The organism is Streptomyces sp. NPDC096311 (assembly GCF_044763085.1).
Classification (GTDB): Bacteria; Actinomycetota; Actinomycetes; order Streptomycetales; family Streptomycetaceae; genus Streptomyces.
This window is the reverse complement of sequence record NZ_JBIWFN010000021.1, coordinates 67327-83872: the sequence shown is the minus strand read 5'-3', so window position 1 is coordinate 83872 and position 16546 is coordinate 67327. Positions and strand designations below refer to the sequence as shown.

Here is a 16546-nt window from a genome sequence, read left to right as displayed (position 1 = left end):
GTGTGTATGGGGGCGCACTTTGGGCGCATTCGGAGTGCTGTGGGGTGCACCGGGGCTCACTTGGGGAGCGGTTGCGGCGGTCGCGCTCCTACGTAGTGGCCGCTCGGGCGCATGCGCAGCGGGCGTTCCTCGTACTCCTCCAGGGTGTGGGCGATCCATCCCGCTGTTCGGGCGACGGCGAAAACCGTCTCCCCGGCGGAGGCGGACATGCCGGAGGAGACCGTGAGGACGGCCAGCGCCAGGTCGACATTGGCGTGCAGGGGAGTGTGCCGGGCGGTGGTGGTCACGATGTCCCGGGCCGCCGCCAGGGCGGGCGCCGCGCCCGGGACCTCCCCCAGGAGGGCGAACAGGGCACGTGCGCGTGGGTCCTCGCCGGAGTAGAGCCGGTGGCCGAGCCCGGGGACACGGCGCCCGGCGCGCAGCTCGTCGGCGACCACGGGGGCCGCGGTGCCCTGGTCGAGAACGTCGAGGAGCAGCCGGTGGGCGAGGCCGCTGGCCGCGCCGTGCAGGGGGCCTTCGAGCACGCCGAGGCCCGCCGAGACGGCGGCGTACGGGTGAGCCCGTGCCGAGGCGGCGACCCGCACCGCGAGCGTCGAGGCGGCCAGGTCGTGGTCGACGAGCAGGCCGAGTGCCGTGTCCAGCACACGCAGTGACGCCTCGTCGGGAGTCCGGCCGGTGAGGCGTCCCCACAGCCGGTGGGCCAGCGGGCCTTCGTCGCGGTGGTCGTGACGCAGAGGCGGGAGGGCGGCGACGAGGGTGGGGATGAGGGTGCGCGCGGTGCCGAGGACGGCGCTCTGCGAGAGGTCGAAGCGCAGCGGATCGGCGGCCGAGGCGGCGATCGCGGCGACCCGGAGCCGGTCCGTGGGCCCGCTGTGCTCGGGCAGCGCGTCCACGGCGCGGCGGGCGGCGGTGACGGACGCCTCGGGGGCGGTGAACGTGACACCGGGGCGCAGCTCTCCGGTCCACAGCCATTCGGCGATCTCTTCGTAGGAGTGACGCGCGGCCAGTTCGGTCGCGTCGACGCCTCGGTAGTAGTACCGGTCCTTGTCGATGAGAGTGATGCGGGTGCGGACGGACAGCTCGCCGCCGGTGCTCGAACTCCCACTGGAATCCCGCCTGTTGCGCCGGGCGAGCGTTTCCACCTCCCTGGCGTCGAAGGTGCTGCCGCGACCTCCGGGGTCGCGTCGGCTGCTGAGCTGACCGCGGCTCACATACGCGTACACGGTCTCGGGCTTCACGCCGAGCAGCTCGGCGGTCTCCCTGGTGCTGAGCCGCCGGCCTTCGTGGCCTCCGCGGCCTCCAGGTCCTTCGTGTCCTTCATGCGTCGACCCTGCCGGTTCTTGATCCCTCATGGACGCCACCGTATCCGTGTATCGCGATATTGATTCAATCAATATTGACACGGATGCAGTCAAGCGTGGACAGTCGAATCAAGTTCAGGGAGGAAAGTATGCAGATCAACCGGGCCGCGACCGCACCGTCCCTCACCCCTGTCGATGTACCGAGAGGACTCTCGGGCGTCGTCGTCACCGACACCGCACTGGGTGACGTCAGGGGGCGGGAGGGCTTTTACCACTACCGCCAGTACTCGGCCGTCGAACTCGCGCAGACCCGTGGGTTCGAGGACGTCTGGCATCTACTGGTCCACGGTGAACTGCCGGACGCGGCGCGCGGTTCCGCCTTCGCCGCGCGGACCGCGGCACTGCGTGGGCTGCCGGCCGAGGTGCGCGCGGCGCTGCCGGCGATCGCCGCGGCGACCGGAGCATCCGGACCGCTCGCGGGACTGCGGACCGCGTTGTCGCTGCTCGGCGCGTCGTTGGGGTTCCGGCCTGTGTACGACATCGACGTCGACGGGCGTCGCGCGGACACGCTCGCGGCGTGCGCGGCGGTGCCGACGCTGCTCACCGCGCTGTATCGGCTCGGGCGGGGACTGGAGCCGGTGGAACCGCGTGACGACTTGCCGTATGCAGCGAACTACCTCTACATGCTGACGGGCTCGGTGCCGGACCCGGCGCGGGCCCGGGCGGTCGAGCAGTACTTGATATCAACCATTGATCACGGATTCAATGCGTCAACCTTCACCGCGCGGGTGATCGCGTCGACGGGGGCGGATGTGGCCGCGTGCCTGGTCGGCGCGGTCGGGGCGCTTTCGGGCCCGCTGCACGGCGGTGCGCCGAGCCGGGCCCTGGACACCCTCGATGCGATCGGTACCTCCGACCGCATCGACTCCTGGATCCGTGAACGAGTCCTCGCGGGCGATCGCATCATGGGCTTCGGACACGCGGTGTACCGCACCGAGGACCCCCGCTCCCGCATGCTCCGCGGTATCGCCCAGCAGTTCGGCGGTTCTCTGGTCGATTTCGCCGTCGAGGTCGAACACCGGGTGGAGGCGATCCTGGCCGAGCTGAAGCCCGGCCGCGAACTCCACACCAACGTGGAGTTCTACGCGGGCGTGGTCATGGAACTGTGCGGTCTCCCACGGGAGATGTTCACCCCCACCTTCGCCGCGGCCCGTGTCGTCGGCTGGAGCGCCAACATCCTGGAACAGGCGGAGGACCCGAAGATCATCCGTCCGGCGGCACGGTATGTGGGGCCGGTTCCGCCGGTGGCGGTGCCGGTGGCTGAACCGGTGGCCGGCTGACGATCCAGTGCCGTGACACATGAAGGGCCCGGCATCACGTCGATGCCGGGCCTGGACGTCGTGGCCCAAGGGGTACCGGGCGGAACTGCGACCTTCAGTTGCCCGTGGCCGGTTCCTGGAGCCGTGCCTGGATCAATTCCTGGAACAGTTCCCGGCGGCGGTGACGTCAAGCATCAGGGATGTCCTTCTTCGCGCGGAGCAGGGTCTCGCGCGTGATGATGACGATCCGCTCATAGTCGGCTCGTGCGGCGTCGGGCGGAAGCTCGGGGTCGAGTTCCTTGGTGGCCTCGCGCCCGATGACAGCGAAGCTGCCGTCACTGAGCTCGAAGATGTCGGGGCACGACTGGCCAGTGGCGCTGCCGCGCTCGCGTGGTGTAGCCCCGACACGTCGCACGATTTTCACGGAGTGGTACCAACCTTATGGCTCGGACTGATGGGTGTCTCCGAGCTGTGGGGTCCTCGGAGCGTGGCTGGCTCCGAGCGGAGATGGTCGTCGGAGGCAAAGGTGTCTCCGAGCGCAGGGGTGTTCGTCGGAGTGGCCGGAAATCTGGCCAGGCGACAATTTAGCGGCTTCTGTTGCCCATGGTGCGCGAAGCAACAACAAGCAGTCGAGTGAAATTCGGCATCCCCCCTTGACGAAAAGTGGCATTAGGGTGATACGTGCGCATCGGGGTGGCCGACGGCGCGCGCCCCGCGTGCGAGGGATGTACCCCGCGAACGCGGGTACCGTGCGGCGTGAGGAGTCCGCAGGGAAGCCGCGAGAAGTCACTGCGCTTCTTCGTCCGGCTCTCCCACAACCCACCATTCGTCGGTGTCGGAATCAGTCTGATCCTGGATCAGGCTCTCCATCATCCGGCCCAGTTCGGCCTCTTTGGAGGAGTCGGGCAGGCTCTTGCGGTGGTGCTCCGTCGCCACCCAGTACGCCCGGAAGATCTGGTTCTGGCACATGATGCGGAAGTGGCCATGCAGCTCCGCACGCGTCAGAGCCCCGATCCGGTGGAAATACAGGGCGTTGATGTAGAGCGCGTTGGCGAAGAGGTACTGCCGCTGCTCCTCGGAGCTGATCTCCGTCTCGTACGTGTTCAGGACCGCGGCGAGGGCGGGATCGTCCATGGCCTTGCACAACAGATCGAAATGGAGCCGGTGCTGCTCGGTGAGCACGGCGCGCCTGCGCTGCCGTGAGCTGCGTTCCGCGACGGCGTTGGCTGCGAGGGCGAGCTTGGCCCAGGCACCTGAGCCAAGCCTCCGTATCGCGGAATTCTGTGTGGCCATGTCAACCCCCGAATCAGGCGACCGTTCCGCCGGTCGTCGGTTGTGGGGCGACAGGGAGCGGACCGGCGAGCGGTGGGCGGCGCGCTTGCCGTCTCCCAGTTTTGCCGAGCGGCTCTGATCGGCGGGGAGGCGGAGAGGAGGCGCACGGAGGGAAGTGCGGGTCGCGTTTCCCGGCGCCATGTCCAACGTGTGCCCCGCGAGCGCCGCTAACAATCGTTCACTTCGCGGGGATTCCTCCCGCTCGTATCCTTGGTCGGCAGCCATTCCCCGTACGAGCGCCGGTCTACGAGCCGTCCTCGTCCAAGAGCCGGTTCATGAGCCGGAGCACGCGTCGGTGTGAAAGAGGTCGCCCGTTGAGCCAGCCCAGCACGCAGCAGGTCCCGATCGATCAGGCCTCAGGTCAGGCCCTGACCGACCAGACCTCAGGCCAGGTCCCCATCGACCAGACCGCCGGTGACCAGGTCCACGTCGACGGAACTTCCGCCCGGCAGATCCCGGTCCTCGTCCTCGCCGGCTTCCTCGGCTCAGGCAAGACCACCCTGCTCAACCACCTCCTGCACCGCAGCGGAGGCAGCCGCATCGGCGCCGTCGTCAACGACTTCGGGGCGATCGAGATCGATGCGATGGCCGTGGCCGGGGCGCTGGGGGACTCCACCGTCTCGCTGGGGAACGGATGCCTGTGCTGCGCTGTCGACGCCAGTGAGCTCGACGAGTATCTCGAGCGGCTGACCCGGCCCTCGGCCGGTATCGACGTCATCGTCATCGAGGCGAGCGGCCTCGCCGAGCCCCAGGAGCTCGTGCGGATGGTGCTGGCCAGTGAGCATCCGCGGATCGTCTACGGCGGGCTCGTCGAGGTGGTCGACGCGGCCGAGTTCGACGGTACGCGCGAGAAGCATCCCGAGATCGACCGGCATCTCGCCCTCGCCGACCTCGTCGTCGTCAACAAGATCGACCGAGCCGAGGACGGCGAGCGCGTGCTGCGCACCGTACGCGGGCTTGTCGACCGGGCCGCCGTCGTGCCCGCCGTCTACGGCCGCGTCGATCCCGAGTTCCTCTTCGACTGCAGGCCGAGCGAGGAGCGCATCGGGCAGCTGTCCTTCGACGACCTCCACCGGCACGACGAGAGTGGTTCCCAGGGGCACCACGACCACCTGCACTCCGCCTACGAATCCCTCTCCTTCAGCTCCGAAGTGCCGCTCGGTCCACGGGAGTTGATGGACTTCCTCGACAGCAGGCCCGAGGGGCTCTACCGCATCAAGGGCTACGTCGATTTCGGCGCCCAGGACCGGGACAACCGGTACGCCGTGCATGCCGTCGGACGGTTTCTGCGCTTCTACCCGGAGCCCTGGGCTTCTGCCGAGCCGCGCCTCACCCAGCTCGTGCTGATCGGCTCCGGCATCGACACCTCGGCTCTCACCAAGGAGTTGGAGGCGTGCGAAAAGGACGCCCCCCACGCCGACGAACACAGCATGTGGGGCGTCCTCCGCTACGTACAGGACCGCTACGTACAGGACGAGGAGCCCGGCGGTCTCGAAGAAGCCGGTTGATCTACACCGGGCCCGCCACCACCGACACCGTCTTCGCCAGCGACACTCCCGAGCCGTCACGGCGCGGGTCGATCTCCGGCAGTTCGGCCGGTGTGCCGTTCTTCTGCGCGGCCCGGGCCGGGAGCGCGCCCGCCCAGGCCAGTGAGAGGCAGTCCTCGCCCTTCAGGAACCGCTGGCAGCGCACGCCACCGGTGGCGCGGCCCTTGCGCGGGTACTGGTCGAAGGGCGTCAGCTTGGCCGTGGTCTGGACGGAGTCGTCCAGCGTGCCGCGCGAGCCCGCCACCGTGAAGACCACCGCGTCCACCGCCGGGTCGACCGCGGTGAAGGAGATCACCTTCGCGCTCTCGGTGAGCTTGATGCCCGTCATGCCGCCCGCCGCCCGGCCCTGCGGGCGGACCTGCGAAGCCTGGTAGCGCAGCAGCTGGGCGTCGTCGGTGATGAAGACCAGGTCCTCCTCGCCGGTGCGCAGTTCGACCGCGCCGACAATCCGGTCGCCGTCCTTGAGGGTGATGACCTCCAACTCCTCCTTGTTCGAGGGGTAGTCGGGGACCACACGCTTCACGACGCCCTGTTCGGTGCCGATCGCCAGGCCGGGCGAGGACTCGTCGAGCGTCGTCAGACAGACCACTGTCTCGTCCGGCTCCAGGGAGGACAGGAACTCCGCGATCGGCGCGCCTCCGGAGAGGTTGGGCGCCGACGCCGTCTCCGGCAGCTGCGGCAGGTCGATCACGTTCAGCCGGAGCAGGCGGCCCGAGGACGTGACCGCCCCGATCTCGCCGCGGGCCGTCGCCGGCACCGCCGAGACGATCAGGTCGTGTTTGGTGCGCTTGGCGTCCTCGGCCTCCCCGAAGGGGCCGCCGTTGGCCGTACGGGCCAGCAGACCCGTCGAGGACAGCAGCACCCGGCACGGGTCGTCGGCCACCTGGAGCGAGACCGTCGCGGCGGGGGTGCCCGCGGACTCCAGAAGCACCGTGCGCCGGTCGGTGCCGAACTTCTTGGCGACCGCGGCCAGTTCTCCGGAGACCAGCTTGCGCAGCTCGGCGTCCGAGTCGAGGATGCCGGTCAGCTCGTCGATCTCGCCGTTGAGCCGGTCGCGCTCCGACTCCAGCTCGATGCGGTCGAACCTGGTCAGGCGGCGCAGCGGCGTGTCCAGGATGTACTGCGTCTGGATCTCGGAGAGGGAGAAGTGCTCGATCAGGCGCTCCTTCGCCTGCGCCGAGTTGTCGCTGGAGCGGATGAGGCGGATGACCTCGTCGATGTCCAGGAGGGCGACGAGAAGGCCCTCGACCAGGTGGAGCCGGTCGCGCTTCTTGCCGCGGCGGAACTCACTGCGGCGGCGCACGACGTTGAAGCGGTGGTCGAGATAGACCTCGAGGAGCTCCTTGAGGCCCAGGGTGAGCGGCTGACCGTCCACCAACGCCACGTTGTTGATGCCGAAGGACTCCTCCATCGGCGTCAGCTTGTAGAGCTGCTCCAGGACCGCTTCCGGTACGAAGCCGTTCTTGATCTCGATGACCAGGCGCAGTCCGTGCGAGCGGTCGGTGAGGTCTTTGACGTCGGCGATGCCCTGGAGCTTCTTGGCGTTGACCAGGTCCTTGATCTTGCTGATCACCTTCTCCGGGCCGACGGTGAAGGGCAGTTCGGTGACGACGAGGCCCTTGCGGCGCGCCGTGACGTCCTCCACCGACACCGTGGCGCGGATCTTGAAGGTGCCGCGGCCCGACTCGTAGGCGTCCCTGATCCCGGTCAGGCCGACGATACGGCCGCCCGTCGGCAGGTCGGGGCCCGGCACGTACTTCATCAGCGTGTCCAGGTCGGCGCCCGGATAGCGGATCAGGTGGCGGGCGGCCGCGATGACCTCGCCGAGGTTGTGCGGCGGCATGTTCGTCGCCATACCGACGGCGATCCCGGACGAGCCGTTGACCAGCAGGTTCGGGTACGCCGCCGGGAGGACGTCGGGCTCCTGCTCCTGGCCGTCGTAGTTCGGCGTGAAATCGACCGTGTCCTCGTCGATGGACTCGGTCATCAGTGACGTGGCGTCGGCCATCCGGCACTCGGTGTAACGCATGGCGGCCGGCGGGTCGTCATTACCGAGCGAACCGAAGTTGCCGTGGCCGTCGACCAGCGGCAGGCGCATGGAGAACGGCTGGGCCAGGCGCACGAGTGCGTCGTAGATCGACGCGTCGCCGTGCGGGTGGAGCTTACCCATGACCTCGCCGACGACGCGGGCGCACTTCACATAGCCGCGGTCGGGGCGCAGCCCCATCTCGTTCATCTGGTACACGATGCGGCGGTGCACGGGCTTGAGGCCGTCACGGGCATCCGGCAGGGCTCGCGAGTAGATGACCGAGTACGCGTATTCGAGGAAGGAGCCCTGCATCTCGTCCACGACGTCGATGTCGAGGATCTTCTCCTCGTACGAGTCGTCGGGCGGCGGGGTCTTCGTGCTGCGGCGGGCCATCGCTGCTGCGGCTCCTTCACAGTCTCTGCCGGGGCATGAACGGGTTCTGACGCGCACCATTGTGGACCGCCGCACTGACAACGCCGACCGCGACCCGTCCATAGAGGCTCCACGGAGCCCCGTTCCGCTCGCTCACGGTGAACGGAAGTCCGGCCTCCCACCTCAGGAATTCTCGCTCTCGGCGTACGAGGTGCGGGAACTTCGCCACCTGTCGGCGCGCTTGCATACAGTGGCAGGACCGGCAGGAATTCTGCAGTTTCCGCGATCGAAGGGACGTACATGCCCATGGGTCACACGGCCACAGCTGAAGCAGGCTCCGGCGGCCTGACAGCGACCGAGCACCGCCTGGCCAACGGCCTGCGCGTGGTGCTCTCCGAGGACCATCTGACCCCGGTCGCGGCGGTGTGCCTCTGGTACGACGTCGGCTCACGGCACGAGGTCAAGGGCCGTACCGGCCTTGCTCACCTTTTCGAGCACCTGATGTTCCAGGGCTCCGGCCAGGTGAAGGGCAACGGCCACTTCGAACTGGTGCAGGGCGCGGGCGGCTCCCTGAACGGAACGACCAGCTTCGAGCGCACCAACTACTTCGAGACGATGCCCGCCCACCAGCTGGAGCTCGCCCTCTGGCTGGAGGCCGACCGCATGGGCTCCCTGCTGGCCGCGCTCGACGACGAGTCCATGGAGAACCAGCGGGACGTCGTCAAGAACGAGCGCCGCCAGCGTTACGACAACGTGCCCTACGGCACCGCCTTCGAGAAGCTGACCGCGCTCGCCTACCCCGAGGGCCACCCGTACCACCACACCCCGATCGGGTCGATGGCGGACCTGGACGCGGCGACCCTGGAGGACGCCCGCGCCTTCTTCCGCACCTACTACGCGCCGAACAACGCGGTGCTCTCCGTGGTCGGGGACATCGACCCGCGGCAGACGCTCGCCTGGATCGAGAAGTACTTCGGCTCCATCCCCGGGCACGACGGCAAGCCCGCCCCGCGCGACGGTTCGCTGCCCGAGGTCATCGGCGAGCAGCTGCGCGAGGTCGTCGAGGAGGAGGTCCCGGCGCGCGCCCTGATGGCTGCCTACCGGCTCCCGGAGGACGGCACGCGCGCGGCCGACGCGGCCGACGTGGCGCTCACCATCCTCGGCGGCGGCGAGTCGTCCCGGCTCTACAACCGGCTCGTACGCCGCGACCGCACCGCCGTCGCGGCCGGGTTCGGCCTGCTGCGGCTCGCCGGAGCGCCCTCCCTGGGCTGGCTGGACGTGAAGACGTCCGGTGACGTCGAGGTCCCGGTGATCGAGTCCGCCGTCGACGCGGAGCTCGCCCGGTTCGCCGAGGAGGGCCCCACGGACGAGGAGATGGAGCGCGCCCAGGCCCAGTTGGAGCGCGAGTGGCTGGACCGGCTCGGCACGGTCGCCGGCCGCGCCGACGAACTGTGCCGGTACGCCGTCCTGTTCGGCGACCCGCAGCTCGCCCTGACGGCCGTACAGCGCGTCCTGGACATCACGGCCGAGGAGGTCAAGGAGGTCGCAAAGGCCCGCCTGCGACCCGACAACCGCGCGGTGCTCGTGTACGAGCCGGTCGCTGCCGACACCACCGAAGAGGACGAGGAGGCGGCGAAGTGAGCGAGCTCGCCACCATGGACTTCCACCCGCAGCCCCAGGCGGGCCAGCCCAAGCCCTGGGCCTTCCCGGCGCCCGAGCGCGGCACGCTGGACAACGGCCTGACCGTGCTGCGCTGCCACCGCCCCGGCCAGCAGGTCGTCGCCGTCGAGGTGCTGCTCGCCGCGCCGCTGGAGGCCGAGCCCGCGGGCCTCGACGGCGTCGCCACGATCATGGCGCGCGCCTTCTCCGAGGGCACCGACAAGCTCTCCGCCGAGGAGTTCGCCGCCGAGCTGGAGCGCTGCGGCGCCACCCTCGACGCGCACGCCGACCACCCCGGCGTACGGCTGTCGCTCGAAGTGCCCGTCTCGCGCCTGCCCAAGGCGCTCGGGCTGCTCGCCGACGCCCTGAGGGCACCGGCGTTCGCGGACAGTGAGGTCGAGCGGCTGGTGCGCAACCGGCTCGACGAGATCCCGCACGAGACGGCCAACCCGGCCCGGCGTGCCGCCAAGGAGCTCTCCAAGGAGCTGTTCCCGGCGACCTCGCGCATGTCGCGCCCGCGCCAGGGCACAGAGGAGACCGTCCAGAAGATCGACTCGGCGGCCGTACGCGCCTTCTTCGACAAGCACGTACGTCCCGCCACGTCGGCCGCCGTGATCGTCGGCGACCTGACCGGCGTCGACCTCGACGCGCTGCTCGCCGAGACGCTCGGCGACTGGACTGGTTCGTCCGCCGAGCCGCGCCCCGTGCCGTCGGTGGCCGCCGACGACACCGGCCGTGTGATCATCGTGGACCGCCCCGGCGCGGTCCAGACGCAGCTGCTCATCGGCCGTGTCGGCGCCGACCGGCACGACCGTGTGTGGCCCGCCCAGGTGCTCGGCACGTACTGCCTCGGCGGCACCCTCACCTCGCGCCTGGACCGCGTCCTGCGCGAGGAAAAGGGCTACACCTACGGTGTGCGGGCGTTCGGCCAGGTCCTGCGCGCCGCGCCGGACGGAACCGGTATCGCGATGCTCGCCATCAGCGGCTCCGTGGACACCCCGAACACCGGCCCGGCGCTCGACGACCTCTGGAAGGTGCTGCGCACCCTCGCCGCAGAGGGCCTGACGGACGCCGAGCGCGACGTCGCCGTACAGAACCTGGTGGGGGTGGCGCCCCTCAAGTTCGAGACCGCGGCGGCCGTCGCGGGCACGCTCGCGGACCAGGTCGAGCAGTACCTGCCGGACGACTACCAGGCGACGCTGTACCAGCAGCTCGCCGCGACCGGCACCGTGGAGGCCACCGCGGCCGCCGTGAGCGCCTTCCCGGTGGACCGTCTGGTGACCGTCCTCGTCGGCGACGCCGCGCAGATCCAGGAGCCCGTCAAGGCCCTCGGAATCGGTGAAGTGACCGTCGTTTCGGCGGAGTAGAGGTTCAGCGGAGCTGCCGCTCAGTGGGGACGGGCGGTAAGCCGAACCGCACGCGGAGCGCAAGAGCGTGACTCCGTGGGGCCCGGGTGACTGAAGAGTCGCCCGGGCCCCTTTTTGATCGGATTTCCGCTCGGGTTCTCGCTCGGGCTTCGTCCCCAAGATGTCCGTATTGGTAGGGAGGTTGCCCGTCTGCCCTGTGGCATGCACTACAAAAGCCGTGATCCGTTTGTTGATTGAAAGACGCCCCGTCTAGCGTCGGTGCGGCTGTTCGTCAGGCAGTGCGCCGCGCCCGCGGCACCGGACAGTCATCGCCGAGTCCCCGTACGGCGCGAGCCAGGGGAGCCGGGGACCCACACGTAGTCCCTGGGGTGAATCGGACGCCCTCCCTGGAGGGGGTCCGTAGGAGACCTTCCTGCTCCGAACCCGTCAGCTAACCCGGTAGGCGAGAGGGAAGGAAAGGATCAGCTCCTACATGGCGTTCACCTGTGGCCCCGGGAAACACCGCCGTCCGAGCCGCGTGAAGCGCTCCACCACGAACGCCGTCGGCGTCGCCGCGCTCACCACCACCGGTGTCATCGGAACCCTGGCCGCCCCGGCACTCGCCGCGGACGCCTCCGTCGAGCAGACCGGGCTGACCCAGGCCGTCACCCTCGGCGACAACGTCGCCGCCCAGATCGACGCGCAGGCCGCCGCCCAACAGCGCGCCGCCGACGAGGCCGCCGCGCGCAAGAAGGCCGAAGAAGCCGCGCGCAAGAAGGCCGCCCAGGAGGCGAAGAAGGAGCGCGAGGCCAAGGAGCGCGCCGCCCGCGCCGCCGAGCGCAAGCGCCTCAACACCTTCGTCCTGCCGATCACCGGCTCGTACATCTCCACCGGCTACAAGACCGGCGGCAGCCTCTGGTCCTCCGGCAGCCACACGGGCGTCGACTTCCACGCCGCCTCCGGGACCTCCGTCCACGCGGTCGGCTCCGGCACGGTCGTCACGGCGGGCTGGGGTGGCGCGTACGGCAACCAGATCGTCCTGAAGATGCACGACGGCACCTACACGATGTACGGCCACCTGTCGTCCATCGGTGTCTCCGTGGGGCAGACGGTCACCCCGGGCCAGCAGATCGGCCTCTCCGGCTCCACCGGGAACACCACCGGGCCGCACCTCCACTTCGAGGCGCGCACGACGGCGGAGTACGGCTCCGACATGGACCCGGTCGCCTATCTCCGCTCGCACGGCGTGAACGTCTGACGCTCGCACACCCCGAACGTCCGACGACCGGCGTCAGCACTTCCGAAGCCCCGGCTCCCCCCAGCCGGGGCTTCGTCGTTTCGAACGTCTGTCTGTCCAAAAAATATCCATGGATTCCGGCCTGCCATCGGAAATTCCGGTTCTCTGCAATAGAGTCGCTGAACAAGCGTCAATCGACCGCGTTTCGCGGGGATTAAGGCGGAGGTCCGGTCATGCGCATTCCCGCGCACTCGGTATGCACGGCGATCCGTGACGACATCGTCGCGGGTGTCTACGAGCGCGGCGGCCGGCTCACCGAGGAACTGCTCGCGCGCCGCTACGGCGTCTCGCGGGTCCCCGTGCGCGAGGCGCTGCGCACGCTGGAGGCCGAGGGCTTCGTCGTCACTCGTCGGCACGCGGGCGCGTGCGTCGCGGAGCCCACCGAGCAGGAGGGCGCGGACCTGCTCGAGATGCGCATGCTCCTGGAACCGCTGGGCGCCGCGAGGGCCGCGCAGCGGCGCACCGAGGCCCACCTCAAGGTGCTTCGAGGCCTGGTCAGACTGGGGCAGGAGCGAGCCAGGAGGGGGAACAGCGAGGATCTGCGGTCGCTCGGCGGCTGGTTCCACGAGACCCTCGCGCAGGCCTCCGGGAGCCCGGCGCTGACCTCCACGCTGGCCCAGCTGCGGCACAAGATCGCCTGGATGTACGCGGTCGAGGCGCCGGCCAATCCGGCGGAGTCCTGGGCGGAGCACGGCGGGATCGTGGACGCGGTGGCGCGCGGCGACAGCGAGCGGGCGCGGGCCGTCACGGCGCTGCACACCGAGCGCGCGACGGTCGCGCATCGGCTGCGTTTTCCCGGCGGGGGAGATCGTCCGGAGCGTGTGAGGACTTCGCAACATCCCGTAAACATGACGGGCGTGCGTCATTAACACCGGCGCCGTATACAAAGAGGGGTAATTCGCGGGGGATTATTTCTGCTGCCCGCAATGAGAAAAGCGAAGGGCCCGCCCGATGTTTTCAGGCGAGCCCTTCGAATGCGTGCGGGGTGGGGTCTTTTGGTGCGAAGGCCACTCCCGCCATCAATTGAGGAACCCCGTTTAGGGGCTCTTTCTCAGACGGTCTCGGGGAGCTCCTCGAGACCCTCCGCCACCAGCTTCGCCAGCCGGTCGAGCGCGGCGTCCGCGCCCTCGGCGGCCGAGGCGAGGACGATCTCCTCGCCGCCCTGGGCGCCCAGGCCGAGGACCGCCAGCATGGAGGCCGCGTTGACGGGGTTGCCCTCCGCCTTGGCGATCGTCACGGGGATACCGGAGGCCGTGGCCGCCCGGACGAAGATGGAGGCGGGACGGGCGTGGAGGCCCTCGGCCCAGCCGACGTTGACGCGGCGCTCAGCCATGTGATGCTGCCCTTCAGGTGTTCAGGGTTGTCTAGACCAGTGTTCCACAACGTGAAGCGAGTCCGGGCAGGGTGTTGTTCCCGCCCCGAACTCCGCCTCGGATCCCGGCCTGGATCCGACTTCGGTGCCCCCAGCCTGCCTCGCGCCGTTGTCGGACGCGAGCCGTACTCTGGGGCCCATGCAGACCTCGTCGGACCGGCACGAGTACCCCTCCCACTGGGAGGCCGACGTGGTGCTGCGCGACGGCGGCACCGCCCGCATCAGACCCATCACCGTCGACGACGCCGAGCGGCTGGTGAGCTTCTACGAGCAGGTCTCGGACGAGTCGAAGTACTACCGCTTCTTCGCGCCCTACCCGCGCCTGTCCGCCAAGGATGTCCACCGCTTCACGCACCACGACTTTGTGGACAGGGTGGGACTCGCGGCCACGGTCGGCGGCGAGTTCATCGCCACCGTACGCTATGACCGTATTGATGCCGATGGTCGGTCCGCCTCGGTACCCGCGGACGAGGCCGAGGTCGCCTTCCTCGTACAGGACGCCCACCAGGGCCGCGGCGTCGCCTCGGCCCTCCTGGAGCACATCGCGGCCGTCGCCAGAGAGCGGGACATCCGCCGTTTCGCCGCCGAGGTACTGCCCGCCAACACCAAGATGATCAAGGTGTTCACGGACGCCGGGTACCAGCAGAAGCGGCACTTCGAGGACGGCGTCGTACGCCTGGAGTTCGACCTCGAACCCACCGACCGCTCGCTCGCCGTACAGCGCGCGCGGGAGCAGCGCGCCGAGGCGCGGTCCGTGCAGCGACTGCTCGCGCCCGGCTCGGTCGCCGTCATCGGAGCGGGCCGCACCCCCGGCGGGGTGGGACGCAGCGTTCTCGACAACCTGCGCGCGGCCGGTTTCACCGGGCGGCTGTACGCCGTGAACAAGGCACTCCAGGCGAAGGAGATCGACGGCGTCCCGGCCCACCGCTCCGTCCGCGACATCGCCGAGCCCGTCGACCTCGCGGTCGTCGCCGTGCCCGCGCCGTACGTCCCCGAAGTCGTCGCGGAGTGCGGCGAGCACGGGGTGCAGGGCCTCGTGGTCGTCTCCGCCGGGTACGCCGAGAGCGGCCCCGCCGGACGCGAGCGCCAGCGCGCACTCGTCCGCCAGGCGCGTACGTACGGGATGCGCATCATCGGGCCGAACGCCTTCGGGGTCATCAACACCTCCCCCGATGTGCGCCTCAACGCCTCGCTCGCGCCGGAGATGCCGCGCCCCGGGCGGATAGGCCTGTTCGCGCAGTCCGGCGCGATCGGGATCGCACTGCTCTCCCGGCTGCACCGGCGCGGCGGCGGCGTCACCGGCGTGACCGGCGTGTCCACCTTCGTCTCCTCCGGGAACCGGGCGGACGTGTCCGGCAACGACGTACTGCAGTACTGGTACGACGACCCGGACACCGACGTCGCCCTGATGTACCTCGAATCCATCGGCAACCCGCGCAAGTTCACCCGGCTCGCCCGGCGGACGGCGGCCGCCAAGCCGCTGGTCGTGGTCCAGGGCGCGCGGCACGCCGCCGCTCCCCAGGGGCATGCCGTACGGGCCACCCGGCTGCCGCACGCCACCGTGTCCGCGCTGCTGCGGCAGGCCGGGGTGATCCGGGTCGACACGATCACCGAGCTGGTCGACGCGGGGCTTCTGCTGGCCCGCCAGCCGCTCCCCGCGGGACCCCGGGTGGCGATCCTCGGCAACTCGGAGTCCCTGGGACTGCTGACGTTCGACGCGTGCCTGGCCGAAGGACTGCGACCGCTTCCTCCGCTGGATCTGACCACGGCGGCCTCGGCGGAGGACTTCCACCGGGCGCTGACGAAAGCCCTCGCCGATGACAGGTGCGACGCCGTGGTGGTGACCGCCATACCGGCCGTGGGGGAGACGCCGGCCCAGGACGCGGCCCTGGCTCAGGCCCTGCGATCGGCCTCGGCCTCGGCCCCGGCGAAGCCGGTGCTCGTGGTGCACGTCGAGCTCGGCGGGCTCGCGGAGGCCCTGTCCGCGGCGGCCAGCACCGCACCACAGGCGGCGTCCACGGCACCCGGCGCGCGCCAGGCACTCCGTCCCGCCGAACGCCCGGCCACCGCCGTGGGCGGCCCCTCGGAGGCGAGCCCCCGGCTCATCCCCGCCTACCCGGCCGCCGAGCGCGCCGTCCGCGCCCTCGGCGAGGCCGTGAAATACGCCCAGTGGCGGCGCGAGGCGGCCGACCCCGGCAAGGTCCCCGAGTACGACGACATCGACGAGAAGGGCGCCGCCGAGCAGATCGACGAGCTGCTCTCCCGGGGCTCGGGACTGACACTCGCCCCCGAGGACGCCTGCGTGCTGCTCGGGCGGTACGGCATCGAGGTACACCGGGCACTGCCCGCCCCGACACCCGACGAGGCCGCGGCGGCCGCGCGCACCCTCGGTTACCCCGTGGCCCTCAAGACCACCGCACCGCACCTGAGACACCGCGCCGACCTGGGCGGCGTACGCCTGGATCTGACGGACGAGGCGCAACTGAGGAGGGCGTACACGGAGTTGACCGACCTCTTCGGAACGCCGGAGGTGCTGCGCCCGGTCGTGCAGGGCATGGCGCCGCGCGGGGTCGACACGGTCGTACGGGCCGTCATCGACCCGGCGGCCGGAGCGGTGCTCTCGTTCGGCCTGGCCGGAGCCGCGTCGGAGCTGCTCGGGGACACGGCACACCGGCTGGTTCCGGTCACCGACCGGGACGCGAGCTCGCTGGTCCGGTCGATCCGGACGGCGCCGCTCCTGTTCGGCTGGCGTGGCTCGGCGCCGGTCGACACCGTGGCCCTCGAAGAGCTGATGCTGCGCGTCTCGCGGCTGGTCGACGACCACCCGGAGGTCGTCGCCGTCTCCCTGGAGCCGGTGGTGGTCGCCCCGCGCGGCCTGAGCGTGCTCGGCGCCACCGTGCGGCTGGCCCGCGCCCCCGTCCGCGACGACCTCGGCCCCCGGACGCTTCCCGTCGTCTGAGCCGTACCGGTGC

At 70.2% G+C, this 16546-nt stretch carries 12 protein-coding genes and 1 riboswitch; of the genes, 7 read left to right on the top strand and 5 right to left on the bottom strand.

The window, feature by feature from the left end; genetic code table 11:
* Nucleotides 1-56: 56 nt before the first annotated feature.
* A complete protein-coding gene (locus tag ACIRA5_RS40760) occupies nt 57-1352 on the bottom strand; it encodes a citrate synthase (RefSeq protein WP_403699805.1) in 1296 nt (431 codons plus the stop codon).
* Nucleotides 1353-1450: 98 nt separating this feature from the next.
* On the opposite strand from ACIRA5_RS40760, the gene ACIRA5_RS40755 reads away from it, so the two are divergent.
* Nucleotides 1451-2641 carry a citrate synthase gene (locus tag ACIRA5_RS40755; RefSeq protein ID WP_403699802.1) on the top strand — a complete coding sequence of 397 codons (1191 nt, stop codon included), beginning with the start codon at nt 1451-1453 and terminating at the stop codon, nt 2639-2641.
* 166 nt (nt 2642-2807) lie between these two features.
* Here ACIRA5_RS40755 and ACIRA5_RS40750 read toward each other — a convergent pair whose 3' ends face one another.
* A complete protein-coding gene (locus ACIRA5_RS40750) occupies nt 2808-3044 on the bottom strand; it encodes a hypothetical protein (protein WP_054229908.1) in 237 nt (78 codons plus the stop codon).
* Nucleotides 3045-3406: 362 nt separating this feature from the next.
* Nucleotides 3407-3913 carry a DUF6082 family protein gene (locus ACIRA5_RS40745; RefSeq protein ID WP_403699799.1) on the bottom strand — a complete coding sequence of 169 codons (507 nt, stop codon included), beginning with the start codon at nt 3911-3913 and terminating at the stop codon, nt 3407-3409.
* 437 nt (nt 3914-4350) lie between these two features.
* Between ACIRA5_RS40745 and ACIRA5_RS40740 the strand changes: the two genes are divergently transcribed.
* Entirely contained in the window at nt 4351-5460 is a 1110-nt protein-coding gene (locus tag ACIRA5_RS40740) for a CobW family GTP-binding protein (protein WP_403700011.1), read from the top strand.
* 1 nt (nt 5461) lies between these two features.
* On the opposite strand, the gene ACIRA5_RS40735 is transcribed toward ACIRA5_RS40740, so the two are convergent.
* Nucleotides 5462-7921, bottom strand: a complete 2460-nt coding sequence (locus ACIRA5_RS40735; RefSeq protein WP_403699796.1) for a DNA topoisomerase (ATP-hydrolyzing) subunit A — start codon at nt 7919-7921, stop codon at nt 5462-5464.
* Between the two features lie 279 nt (nt 7922-8200).
* Here ACIRA5_RS40735 and ACIRA5_RS40730 point away from each other — a divergent pair, with 279 nt between their 5' ends.
* The 4 genes from ACIRA5_RS40730 to ACIRA5_RS40715 all read left to right on the top strand — a co-directional run bounded on the left by ACIRA5_RS40730 (nt 8201) and on the right by ACIRA5_RS40715 (nt 13071).
* Complete coding sequence (locus ACIRA5_RS40730) at nt 8201-9541, top strand: M16 family metallopeptidase (RefSeq protein WP_403699793.1); 1341 nt, start codon at nt 8201-8203, stop codon at nt 9539-9541.
* Entirely contained in the window at nt 9538-10926 is a 1389-nt protein-coding gene (locus ACIRA5_RS40725) for a M16 family metallopeptidase (RefSeq protein WP_403699790.1), read from the top strand. The genes ACIRA5_RS40730 and ACIRA5_RS40725 overlap by 4 nt, the downstream gene beginning before the upstream one ends.
* Nucleotides 10927-11225: 299 nt before the next feature.
* Nucleotides 11226-11386: riboswitch (cyclic di-AMP (ydaO/yuaA leader) on the top strand.
* 12 nt (nt 11387-11398) lie between these two features.
* Nucleotides 11399-12163, top strand: a complete 765-nt coding sequence (locus ACIRA5_RS40720; protein ID WP_403699787.1) for a M23 family metallopeptidase — start codon at nt 11399-11401, stop codon at nt 12161-12163.
* Nucleotides 12164-12375: 212 nt separating this feature from the next.
* Complete coding sequence (locus tag ACIRA5_RS40715; RefSeq protein ID WP_403699784.1) at nt 12376-13071, top strand: GntR family transcriptional regulator; 696 nt, start codon at nt 12376-12378, stop codon at nt 13069-13071.
* A gap of 182 nt (nt 13072-13253) precedes the next feature.
* Here the strand turns inward: ACIRA5_RS40715 and ACIRA5_RS40710 are convergent, their stop codons facing one another.
* On the bottom strand, nt 13254-13535 hold the full coding sequence (locus ACIRA5_RS40710; protein WP_403699781.1) for an HPr family phosphocarrier protein: 282 nt from the start codon (nt 13533-13535) through the stop codon (nt 13254-13256).
* A gap of 178 nt (nt 13536-13713) precedes the next feature.
* On the opposite strand from ACIRA5_RS40710, the gene ACIRA5_RS40705 reads away from it, so the two are divergent.
* Nucleotides 13714-16533 carry a GNAT family N-acetyltransferase gene (locus tag ACIRA5_RS40705; protein ID WP_403699778.1) on the top strand — a complete coding sequence of 940 codons (2820 nt, stop codon included), beginning with the start codon at nt 13714-13716 and terminating at the stop codon, nt 16531-16533.
* Nucleotides 16534-16546 lie beyond the last annotated feature (13 nt).